This window comes from Bradyrhizobium sp. DOA1 (assembly GCF_001593325.1).
Lineage (GTDB): Bacteria > Pseudomonadota > Alphaproteobacteria > Rhizobiales > Xanthobacteraceae > Bradyrhizobium.
In genome coordinates this window covers 3,185,351-3,196,844 of the sequence record NZ_JXJM01000001.1, presented here as the reverse complement: position 1 = coordinate 3,196,844, position 11,494 = coordinate 3,185,351, and the positions used below count along the sequence as shown (strand labels likewise).

Below are 11,494 nucleotides of genomic sequence, written 5' to 3'. Positions count from 1 at the left end.
GTCGCGGTCTCCTTGCTGACCGCACCGAAATTGGTGAGCGTGCTCGCCTCGACTCCGAGCATCGCGCGCTTGGCGTCGTTGGAATAGGTGACGAAGCCGCGGTCGATCACATCGGAGGAGCCGGGGATGTCCGTCAGCGCGCCGGCGACCAGGCCGCCGGTGCATGACTCGGCGGTCGCGACCGTCAGCTTGCGCATCCGGCACAGATCGAGCAGCGAGCGGGAGAGGGCGCGTGCGTCGCTGCCGCCCATGATCTTACACGCTCCAAGTCTTTTCGTTGAACGGCAGGCGGATGGTGGCGCTCGCGGTGGCCGCGATGCCTTCCTCTCGGCCGGTGAAGCCGAGCCGCTCGCTGGTCGTCGCCTTCACCGCGACGCGCGAGATGTCGACGCCGGATATCTCGGCGATGCGCGCGCGCATGGTGTCGCGCAAGGGACCGATCTTCGGCCGCTCGCAGATCAGCGTTACCTCGAGATTGGCGACACGGCCGCCGCGCGCCGCGACACGCTCGATGGCGTATTTCAGGAACTGGTCGGAGGACGCGCCCTTCCACTTCGCATCGCTCGGCGGGAAGTGCGAGCCGATGTCGCCGTCGGCGAGCGCGCCGAGAATGGCGTCGACCAGCGCATGGAGGCCGACGTCGCCGTCGGAATGGGCGAGGAAGCCCTTGGTATGCGGGACGCGCACGCCGCAGATCATGAGGTGATCGCCTTCGCCGAAGGCGTGGACGTCATAGCCGGTGCCGGTCCTGATGTCGCCGAGCTGGGCGGCCAGGCGTGCCTCCTCGCGCACGAAATCCTCGGGAGTGGTGAGCTTCATATTGGCAACATCGCCTTCAAAGGTTGCAACCGTCAATCCTGCCCATTCGGCAATGGCGGCATCGTCGGTGAAATCCGAGCGCCCATCCTTCGCCGCGCGACGATGCGCCTCGAGAATGACGTCGAAACGAAAGGATTGCGGCGTCTGCGCGATTCGCAGCCGCGCGCGGTCCGGCGTGCCCTCGACATGGCCGTTCTCGCCGGTGAGCTTGATCGTGTCGGTGACGGCAATCGCGGGGATCGCGGCACCGGTGTGGCTTGCCGCCTCGATCGCGCGGGAGATCACGCCTTCCGAGACGAAGGGGCGGGCGGCGTCGTGGATCAGGACGATGTCGGGCTTGTGCTTTGCGAGGGCTTCGAGGCCTGCCAGCACCGAGGCCTGGCGGGTAGCGCCGCCATTGGTAGGCGGCTCGTGCTTGAGCCCTGCGACCGCGGCCGTGAACACGGCGCTGTCGTCGGGGTTCACCACCGGCTGCACCACGGATACTTCAGGGTGACGGCTGAACGCCTCCATGGCGCGATAGATCACGGGCACACCGCCGATCTCGCGATATTGCTTCGGCCCGCCGGCACCGGCGCGCAAGCCGCGACCGGCTGCGACGAGGACGACCGCGGTGCGTTGTGATTTCGCCATAGGACTCGAATACTCGATTGGTGATGAAGAGTCGGGGAGTGGGGTGATTTGACGGCATGCCTCTAGCACGGCAGGCCCGCAAAAAAAGGGGGTTTCCCCGGATTGTGGGAAACAGCATTTTGCTGCACTGCACTTGAAAGATCTGCAGAACTGTCTAAACTGTAGGCATGACGCTTGACTGCACAAGAATTGTGCGCAAGATAGGTCGTGGCAGGCGCGATGAGGCCCTGTCCAGTCAACGAGACCCCTGTGACCGGCTCGGCAGTATCAGGCACTAAGCCGTTGAAAATAGGCGATATTGACATCGCCACCCCGGTCTTCCTGGCACCGATGTCGGGGGTGACTGACTCGCCCGTGCGCCGGCTGACCGCCGAGCTGGGCGCCGGCTTGGTCGTGTCCGAAATGACCGCCAGCGATGAGCTCGCCAACGGCCATCGGATGTCGCGGTTGCGCTGCGAAGCCACGGGAATCGGTCCGCACGTCGTCCAGCTCGCCGGCTGCGAGGCGCATTGGATGGCCGAAGGGGCCCGGATCGCCGAAGCCGAGGGCGCCGACGTCATCGATATCAACATGGGCTGCCCGGCCCGTCACGTCACCGGCGGCCAGTCCGGCTCGGCATTGATGCGCGACCTCGACCACGCCGTCAGCCTGATCGATGCGACCATCGCGGCGGTGAAGGTGCCGGTGACGCTGAAGATGCGGCTCGGCTGGGACGACCGCAGCCGCAACGCGCCGGAGCTGGCGCGGCGCGCCGAGGCGTCAGGCGTCAAGCTCGTCACCGTGCATGGCCGCACCCGCTGCCAGTTCTACAAGGGCGAGGCCGATTGGAACGCAATCCGCGCCGTGCGCGAGGCCATCTCCATTCCGCTCGTCGTCAATGGCGACATCACCACCTATGACAAGGCGCTCGCGGCGCTCAAGGCCTCCGGCGCCGATGCCGTCATGATCGGCCGCGGCGCGCAGGGCCAGCCCTGGCTGCCCGGCCAGATCGGCCGCCGCCTGAAGGGTGGGGCGCAGGAAGCAACACCCCCGCTTCAGACGCAGCTGCACTATGTCCGCACGCTCTATGAGGGCGTCTGCGCGCTCTACGGCCTGCGCGTCGGTCTTCGGCATGCGCGCAAGCATCTCGGCTGGGGGCTCGACATCGCAGCGGAAGCGAGCGGTGCGCCGGTCGAGACGCTGAAAGCCTGGCGCCAGAAGATCCTGACCTCCGAGGATCCGCGCCTCGTCGATCAATCGCTGCAAGACGCCTTCGACGATTTCGCATGGAGGGCTGCTGCATGACTTCAGCCGCCGACCATCGCCAGCCCGCCGACAGCGACGCGATTCTGGACGCACTGCCCAATCCCGTGCTGATGATCGGGCCGGACGGCAAGATCGTCGCCGCCAATATCGCGACCGAAGCCTTCTTCGAGATCTCGACGCAATTCCTGAAGAGGCACTCGCTGAAGGAGCTGGTGCCGTTCGGCAGCCCGCTGCTGGCGCTGATCGACCAGGTGCGCTCGTCCAACTCGCCGGTCAACGAGTACAAGGTCGATCTCGGCACCCCGCGCATGGGCGGGGACCGTCAGGTCGACCTGCATGTCGCCCCGCTGACGGAGCGGCCCGGCCATATCGTGGTGATGCTGCAGGAGCGGTCCATCGCCGACAAGATGGACCGCCAGCTCACCCATCGCAGCGCCGCGCGCTCGGTGATCGCGCTCGCCGCGATGCTCGCGCATGAGATCAAGAACCCGCTCTCCGGCATCCGCGGCGCGGCGCAACTGCTGGAGCAGCAGGCGTCGTCCGAAGACCGCATGCTGACGCGGCTGATCTGCGACGAGGCCGATCGCATCGTGACGCTGGTCGACCGCATGGAGGTGTTCGGCGACGAACGCCCCGTCGTGCGCGGGCCCGTCAACATCCACTCGGTGCTCGATCACGTGAAGCGGCTGGCGCAGTCGGGCTTTGCCCGCAACATCCGCTTCATCGAGGATTACGATCCGTCGCTGCCGCCGGTGCTGGCGAACCAGGATCAGCTCATTCAGGTGTTCCTCAATCTCGTGAAGAACGCCGCCGAAGCCCTGATCGACGTTCCCGACGCCGAGATCCAGCTCACCACCGCGTTCCGCCCCGGCGTGCGCCTGTCAGTCCCCGGTCAAAAATCCCGGGTATCCCTGCCGCTCGAGTTCTGCGTGAAAGACAACGGACCAGGCGTGCCGGACGACCTTCTGCCCAACCTGTTCGATCCCTTCGTGACCACCAAGCAGACCGGCTCCGGCCTGGGCCTTGCGCTGGTCGCCAAGATCGTCGGCGATCACGGGGGCATCATCGAATGCGAATCTCAGCCGCGGAAGACCACCTTCCGCGTGCTGATGCCGATGTATTCCACATCGGTGAAACATGCCGATCAAAGCAGCCGCGCCGACTCTGCCGGGAAGCCGTCGCCTGCGTCACAGGGGGCAAAATGAGGATTAGCGATGCCCGCAGGTAGCATTCTCGTAGCGGACGACGACACCGCCATCCGCACCGTTCTCAATCAGGCACTTTCCCGCGCCGGCTACGAAGTCAGGCTCACCGGCAATGCCGCAACGCTGTGGCGTTGGGTCAGCCAGGGGGAGGGCGATCTCGTCATCACCGACGTGGTGATGCCCGACGAGAACGCGTTCGACCTCTTGCCGCGGATCAAGAAGATGCGGCCGAATCTGCCCGTCATCGTCATGAGCGCGCAGAACACGTTCATGACCGCGATCCGCGCCTCCGAGCGCGGTGCCTATGAATATCTGCCGAAGCCCTTCGACCTGAAGGAGCTGATCGCCATCGTCGGCCGCGCGCTCGCCGAGCCGAAGGAGCGGACGTCGACGCCGGACGAGGACGCCGAAATGGAGGCGATCCCGCTGGTCGGCCGCTCGCCGGCGATGCAGGAAATCTACCGCGTGCTGGCGCGTCTCATGCAGACCGATCTCACCGTGATGATCACGGGCGAGTCCGGCACCGGCAAGGAGCTGGTGGCGCGCGCGCTGCACGATTACGGCAAGCGCCGCAACGGTCCGTTCGTCGCCGTCAACATGGCGGCGATCCCGCGCGACCTGATCGAATCCGAATTGTTCGGCCATGAGCGCGGCGCCTTCACCGGCGCCAACACCCGCGCTTCCGGCCGGTTCGAGCAGGCCGAGGGCGGCACGCTGTTCCTCGACGAGATCGGCGATATGCCGATGGAGGCGCAGACCCGCCTGCTGCGCGTCTTGCAGCAGGGCGAATACACCACCGTCGGCGGCCGCACCCCGATCAAGACCGACGTGCGCATCGTCGCGGCCTCCAACAAGGATCTGCGCGTCCTGATCCAGCAGGGTCTGTTCCGCGAAGATCTATTCTTCCGCCTCAACGTCGTGCCGTTGCGGCTGCCGCCGCTTCGCGAGCGCATCGAGGACCTGCCGGACCTTGTGCGGCACTTCTTCACGCTGGCCGAGAAGGACGGCTTGCCGCCGAAGAAGCTGGACACGTTGGCGCTGGAGCGGATGAAGCAGCATCGCTGGCCGGGCAACGTGCGCGAACTCGAAAACCTCGCCCGGCGTCTCGCCGCGCTCTACCCGCAGGACGTGATCACGTCCTCGGTGATTGACGGCGAGTTGGCGCCGCCCTCGGTCAGCCCGGGTGCGGCGGTCCAGCAAGGCGTCGACAATCTCGGCGGCGCGGTGGAGGCCTATCTGTCCACGCACTTCCAGGGCTTCCCGAACGGCATGCCGCCGCCCGGCCTCTATCACCGCATCCTCAAGGAGATCGAGGTGCCGCTGCTCACAGCGGCGCTCGCGGCCACCCGCGGCAACCAGATCCGCGCCGCGGACCTGCTCGGCCTCAACCGCAACACGCTGCGGAAGAAGATCCGAGATCTCGACATCCAGGTCTATCGGAGCGGGGGGTAGGCTCTTTCGACAAACGCCAGACGCGTTTGCGCGGACGCGACAAACGCTAAAGCGCGTTTGCGCGGAGGTGGCTCAGCTCCCCCTACCAAGGCAGAGCTGAGCCTGTCCGGATCGCGCTGGCCGTTGTGGCTGACGCGGTGAGCAGAAGTCCGGACAGGACCGAAATGTTCCGCGCGCACCTTCAAATCGTTCATTCGGCCGCAACGTGCTGCATCACGTCTATCTGACCAGTCCGCCCGATGCCGGCGTCACGCTGGCGACATTCACCAGCGGCGGCTGAACGCCGAGGCCGTTGACCAGGAGGTCGGCGGCCACGATCAGCAGCAGAACGGCTGAAATCATCGTTGCGAGACAAATCCTATCCATGCCGGGTCAAGCCGGGATGACGGGAATCCGTTCCCGTCCGACCGGCCGTGCCTGTGGATTGTGCGCCCCGCCGCGGGACAGACGCCGCGGAATTGTCGCAATTCGGCAACAATGTGGTACGAATACATCAGTATCCGCGCGTTCGCGGACCCGTTTTCAGCACCCCATTGCCGGAATGACCAGCGCAGATACCTCGGCCGGATCCTTTGACACGGCCCCAGCCGACGAACCCAGGCGCTGGTCGCTGCGGCGCTGGCTGGCGCCCGTTGCCGTGGCCTTGGCACTGGGGTCGGCTTTCGTGACCTTCCTGGTCCTGACCGGCCTCACCAAGATCGAGCCGACGCCGGAGGTGGTGCGCTCGTTCTATCTAATCAACGCCGCGACCATCCTGCTCCTGGTCGGGATCATTGTCCGGGAGCTCTGGCAGCTGATCCTGGCGCGGCGCCGGGGCAGGGCGGCAGCCCGGCTCCATGTCCAGATCGTCAGTCTGTTCTCGATCGTGGCGGTGCTGCCGGCCGTGCTGGTGTCGGTCGTCGCCAACGTCACCATCGAGCGCGGCCTCGACCGGCTGTTCTCCGGGCCGACCAGGGAGGTGATCCAGAATTCGCTGACGATCGCGCGGGCGTATATGCAGGACCATGCGCAGCTGATCCGCGGCGACATTCTCGGCATGGCCAACGACATCGCGCACGCCCGGCCGCTCTACGACCAGGACCGCCGCTCGTTCCGGGAGATGCTGACCGCCAGTGCCGGTTCGCGCAATCTCCCGGGCGCGATGCTCATCGACAAGAACACCAACATCCTGGAGTCCGCCGACACCGGCATGCGGCTCGCTTATTCGCCGCCGGCGCCCGACTTCCTCAGCAACGTCAACGAGAACGAGCCCGAGATCGCGGTGCTGCCGGACGCAAGCTTCGTCGCCGCTGTGATCCGCCTGCGCGCCTTCAACGACACGTTCCTCTATGTCGCGCGGCCGCTTGATCCGAACGTCGTCAACCAGCTCAAGCAGACCGAGGTCAGCGTCGCCGAATACGCCCAGATCGAGTCGCGCCGGCTCGGCATCCAGGTCGCGTTCGCGCTGATGTTCGCAGTCATCGCGCTGACCATCCTGATGGCCTCGGTGTTGATCGGCCTCAACTTCGCCAACTCGCTGGTCTCGCCGATCCGGCGGCTGATGAACGCGGCCCACACGGTCTCAACCGGCGACCTGCACGTCCAGGTGCCCGTGCACCAGTCGGAAGGCGACCTCGCCCAACTCGGCGAGACCTTCAACAAGATGACGCAGGAATTGCGCAGCCAGCGCGACGAGCTCGTCAACGCCAGCGATCTCATCGACAGCCGCCGCCGCTTCATCGAGGCCGTGCTGTCCTCGGCGAGTGCCGGCATCATCGGCGTCGACGCGTCCGGCAGCGTCGGCATCCTCAACCGCTCGGCCGAGAAGCTGATCGGACACTCCGAAGCGGAGACGCTCGGCCACCCGCTCTCCGACGTCCTGCCCGAGCTCGACGAGATGATGAAGACCGCGCGGGAAGGGACGCAGCGGCTGGTGCAGGGCCAGATCACGATCACCCGCGACGGGCAGGAGCGCAATCTGTCCGTCCGCGTCAGCGCCGAGAAGAACCAGCCGCACGACAGCTACATCATCACGCTCGACGACATCACCGAGCTCGTCTCGGCGCAGCGCACCTCGGCCTGGGGCGACGTGGCACGGCGCATCGCCCACGAGATCAAGAATCCGCTGACGCCGATCCAGCTCTCGGCCGAGCGCATCCGCCGCAAGTTCGGCAAGACCATCACCGAGGACAAGGACAAGCAGATATTCGACCAGTGCACCGACACCATCGTGCGCCAGGTCGACGACATCAGGCGCATGGTCGACGAATTCTCGCGTTTCGCGCGGATGCCGAAACCGGTGATGGAGGGCGAGGATGTCGCCGACACGGTGCGGCAGGCGGTATTCCTGATGAAGGTCGCCCACCCCGAGATCGACATCGAGGCGGAGTTCAAGCAGGACCCGCTGCGGGCGCAGTTCGACCGGCGGCTGATCTCTCAGGCCGTCACCAACATCGTCAAGAACGCCACCGAGGCGATCGAGCAGGTCCCGCCCGAAGAACTTGGCAAGGGCCGGATCGACGTCGTGGTGTCGCGCGAGGACGATGACGTGCTGATCGACGTCATCGACAACGGCATCGGCCTGCCCAAGGTCGCACGCTCGCGCCTCCTCGAGCCCTATGTCACGACGCGCGCCAAGGGGACCGGCCTCGGGCTCGCCATCGTCGGCCGCGTGCTGGAGGACCATGGCGGACGCATCGAGCTGAAGGATGCCGCCGACTTCCGCGAAGGCCAGCGCGGCGCCTGGATGCGGATGCGCTTTGCGATCTCCGGGCAACCCGCGAAATCCGACGGAACGGTGCCGGTGGCCCATGACGCGGCCAGGCCGGGCGTCAAGGAATCCAGTCAGGATCTGGCAACAAAAGAGCCGGCCGTCGGAACCAAAGAGCCGGCTGAAAAGACCAATGACTCAACGAAAATCGAAGCCTCAACAGGCAGCTGACAAGACAGGGGCGGTCCATGGCAAGTGAAATTCTGATTGTCGATGATGAGGCCGATATTCGGGATCTCGTTGCGGGCATTCTCGAAGACGAGGGGTTCGTCACCAGGACCGCACGCGACAGCGATTCGGCACTCGCCGAGATCGCCAACCGCAGGCCGCATCTGGTGTTCCTCGACATCTGGCTCCAGGGCTCCAAGCTCGATGGCTTGCAGCTGCTGGAACAGGTCAAGAAGGACAATGCGGATCTGCCGGTCGTGATGATCTCCGGCCACGGCAACATCGAGACCGCGGTCGCCGCGATCAAGCGCGGCGCCTACGACTTCATCGAGAAGCCGTTCAAGGCCGACCGGCTGATCCTGGTCGCGACGAGAGCGCTGGAGAACTCGCGCCTCAAGCGCGAGGTCAAGGAGCTGAAGCAGCTCGCGCCGAGCGCCAGCCAGCTCGTCGGCCGTTCGCCCAGCATGAACCAGCTGCGCCAGACCATCGAGCGCGCAGCCAAGGCCAACAGCCGCATCCTGATCGTCGGCCCCGCCGGCGCCGGCAAGGAGCTGACCGCGCGCACGCTGCATACGGCCTCGGGCCGCGCCGACGGCCCCTTCGTCGTCATCAACGCCGCTGCGATCACGCCGGAGCGGATGGAGCACGAGCTGTTCGGCGTCGAGCAATCGAACGGCGAGCAGCCGCGCAAGCCGGGCGCACTTGAGGAAGCCCATGGCGGCACGCTGTTCATCGACGAGATCGCTGACATGCCGCGCGAAACCCAGAACAAGATCCTGCGGGTGCTGGTCGAGCAGTCGTTCCAGCGCGTCGGCGGCACCTCCAAGGTGCAGGTCGACGTCCGCATCATCTCCTCCACCGCGCGCAACCTCGAAGAGGAGATCGCCGCCGGCCATTTCCGCGAGGATCTCTATCATCGCCTTTCGGTGGTGCCGATCCGCGTGCCCGCGCTCTCCGAGCGGCGCGAGGACATTCCGGAACTGATCGACTACTTTATGGAGCAGATCTCGGCCGGCAGCGGCCTGCCGAAGCGCCAGATCGGACAGGACGCGATGGCGGTGCTGCAATCGCATGTCTGGCCGGGCAATGTGCGCCAGCTCCGAAACAACGTTGAAAGAGTCATGATTCTGGCTGCAGGCGGGCCTGAGGTCATCATCACCGCCGACATGTTGCCGCAGGACGTCGGATCCATGGTGCCGGCAATGCCGACCAGCAACAATGGCGAGCACATCATGGGCCTGCCGCTGCGCGAAGCGCGCGAAGTGTTCGAGCGCGACTATTTGATTGCACAAATCAGCCGGTTCTCAGGAAATATTTCTCGCACGGCCGAGTTTGTTGGCATGGAACGTTCGGCGCTGCACCGGAAGCTGAAAGCGCTCGGTGTCGGCTGACGCAATTCCGAGCGGGTTGGATACCGGCCCGCATACAGCGAACGCATGGCGACGAGACGCCGGCGCCGCGACATTCCGGGCCAGACCACCGAGATAAGTGAGGGAAATCATCGATTTCCGTAGTCTTTCGGGGCAATACGGCGTGGGCTGCCGCGTGAAGCGGCTTGCCTAATAAGCTCACCTGTCCTCTAATCATTCTGCTGTTCCTTCCGAGGGGGATCTCATGAGGAACAGCAACCGGGAAGGGCCCCACACAACCAAAACAGGGGGCGCAACCGGTGCAATAACAAGAAACTCAAAGCGAGAAAAAAAATGGCGGCAGACCGCGCACAAAACCTACAGGACACCTTCCTTAATCACGTTCGCAAAACCAAGACGCCACTGACGATCTTTCTGGTCAACGGAGTGAAGCTCCAGGGCATCGTGACCTGGTTCGACAATTTCTGTTTGCTGCTTCGGCGCGACGGTCATTCGCAGCTCGTCTACAAGCATGCGATCTCGACCATCATGCCGGGCGCACCGATCCAGTTGTTCGAAGGCGGCGAGGATCAGCCGGCTTGAGAGTGATCTGATTGGAACCCCGGAATTTCGACGGGGATGCCGACCGTCCGCGGTCGGCAGGGGCTAAGCAGACGGGGCGGGTGCTGGTCATCGGCCCCTACTTGCGAGTGCGCGCGGGAAGTTCCGATGCGCAATCGGAAAGTTACGTCTTGCGCGACGCCGAGGCCCGGCTCGATGAAGCCGCAGGTCTCGCGCGCGCGATCGATCTCGTCATTGCGGACGCGATCATCGCACCAATCAGCCAGATCCGACCCGCCACCTACATCGGCAAGGGCAAGGTCGAGGAGATCGCCGGGCTCATCAAGAGTCTCGAGGTCGAGCTCGTCGTGATGGATTGCGCGCTGGCGCCGATCCAGCAGCGCAATCTCGAGAAGGAATTGCATGCCAAGGTGCTCGATCGCACCGGGCTCATTCTGGAAATCTTCGGCCGCCGCGCCAAGACCAGGGAAGGCTCGCTCCAGGTCGAGCTCGCGCATCTCAACTACCAGCGCTCGCGCCTGGTGCGTTCATGGACCCACCTCGAACGCCAGCGCGGCGGCTTCGGCTTCATGGGTGGTCCCGGAGAGACGCAGATCGAGGCCGACCGCCGCCTGATCCAGGAGCGCATCTCCAAGCTCGAGAGCGAGCTGAAGAAAGTGCAGGCGACGCGGCGGTTGCATCGCGCCGGGCGCCAGCGCGTGCCGTATCGCGTCGTCGCACTCGTCGGCTACACCAATGCCGGCAAGTCGACCCTGTTCAACCGCCTGACCCGCGCCGACGTGCAGGCCGCCGACATGCTGTTCGCCACCCTCGACCCGACGCTGCGCGCGCTCACTCTACCTCATGGCGGCAAGGCGATGCTGTCGGACACCGTCGGCTTCATCTCCAACCTGCCGACGCAGCTCGTCGCCGCCTTCCGCGCCACGCTGGAGGAGGTGCTGGAGGCCGACGTCATCCTGCATGTGCGCGACATCTCCCATGAGGATGCCGAGGCGCAGCAAAGCGACGTCGACGCCGTGCTGCGCCAGCTCGGCATCAACCCTGATGATTCCGGCCGCATCATCGAGGTCTGGAACAAGATCGACCGTTATGACGCCGAACAGCGCGAAGAGCTCTTGAACATCGCCGCGCGCCGGCCGGAAGATCACCCGGCGATGCTGGTCTCGGCAGCGACGGGCGAGGGGATCGACGCACTGCTTGCCGCGATCGAGGAGCGGTTAGCGGCCAAGCGCACGACGCTCGATCTCTCCATCGACGCCGCCGACGGCGCCGGCATCAGCTGGCTGCATCGC

The 11,494-nt window shown here is 65.3% G+C and carries 10 protein-coding genes; 7 read left to right on the top strand and 3 right to left on the bottom strand.

All coding sequences use genetic code 11. From position 1 onward, the window contains the following. Positions 1–251 (bottom strand): CinA family protein (locus SE91_RS15155; RefSeq protein WP_156490003.1); only part of this gene is annotated, 251 nt, incomplete at its 3' end. 4 nt (positions 252–255) lie between these two features. Beyond that, the gene (locus SE91_RS15150; RefSeq protein ID WP_061848137.1) at positions 256–1,452 is read right to left on the bottom strand and encodes a bifunctional 2-C-methyl-D-erythritol 4-phosphate cytidylyltransferase/2-C-methyl-D-erythritol 2,4-cyclodiphosphate synthase; all 1,197 of its coding nucleotides are present in this window, start codon (positions 1,450–1,452) and stop codon (positions 256–258) included. Positions 1,453–1,734: 282 nt separating this feature from the next. On the opposite strand from SE91_RS15150, the gene dusB reads away from it, so the two are divergent. From dusB to ntrC, 3 genes are read left to right on the top strand one after another with little or no spacing between them, the layout of a single operon-like run. Continuing rightward, positions 1,735–2,736: a tRNA dihydrouridine synthase DusB gene (gene dusB / locus SE91_RS15145; RefSeq protein ID WP_197489571.1), complete on the top strand. Its 1,002-nt coding sequence runs from the start codon at positions 1,735–1,737 to the stop codon at positions 2,734–2,736. After that, positions 2,733–3,902, top strand: a complete 1,170-nt coding sequence (locus SE91_RS15140; RefSeq protein ID WP_061851140.1) for a two-component system sensor histidine kinase NtrB — start codon at positions 2,733–2,735, stop codon at positions 3,900–3,902. The genes dusB and SE91_RS15140 overlap by 4 nt, the downstream gene beginning before the upstream one ends. A 9-nt stretch (positions 3,903–3,911) precedes the next feature. Next, complete coding sequence (gene ntrC / locus SE91_RS15135) at positions 3,912–5,354, top strand: nitrogen regulation protein NR(I) (protein WP_060736038.1); 1,443 nt, start codon at positions 3,912–3,914, stop codon at positions 5,352–5,354. A 219-nt stretch (positions 5,355–5,573) separates the two neighbouring features. Here the strand turns inward: ntrC and SE91_RS38035 are convergent, their stop codons facing one another. Continuing rightward, complete coding sequence (locus tag SE91_RS38035; RefSeq protein WP_283806242.1) at positions 5,574–5,696, bottom strand: hypothetical protein; 123 nt, start codon at positions 5,694–5,696, stop codon at positions 5,574–5,576. Between the two features lie 199 nt (positions 5,697–5,895). Here SE91_RS38035 and SE91_RS15130 point away from each other — a divergent pair, with 199 nt between their 5' ends. From SE91_RS15130 to hflX, 4 genes are all read left to right on the top strand, one after another. Beyond that, positions 5,896–8,274: a sensor histidine kinase NtrY-like gene (locus SE91_RS15130; protein ID WP_061848135.1), complete on the top strand. Its 2,379-nt coding sequence runs from the start codon at positions 5,896–5,898 to the stop codon at positions 8,272–8,274. Between the two features lie 17 nt (positions 8,275–8,291). Beyond that, entirely contained in the window at positions 8,292–9,662 is a 1,371-nt protein-coding gene (gene ntrX, locus SE91_RS15125) for a nitrogen assimilation response regulator NtrX (RefSeq protein WP_060736040.1), read from the top strand. A 312-nt stretch (positions 9,663–9,974) separates the two neighbouring features. Then, positions 9,975–10,223, top strand: a complete 249-nt coding sequence (gene hfq, locus SE91_RS15120) for an RNA chaperone Hfq (RefSeq protein ID WP_007591126.1) — start codon at positions 9,975–9,977, stop codon at positions 10,221–10,223. A gap of 11 nt (positions 10,224–10,234) precedes the next feature. Beyond that, positions 10,235–11,494: GTPase HflX (gene hflX / locus SE91_RS15115; protein WP_061848134.1), on the top strand; the 1,260-nt coding region annotated here is incomplete at its 3' end.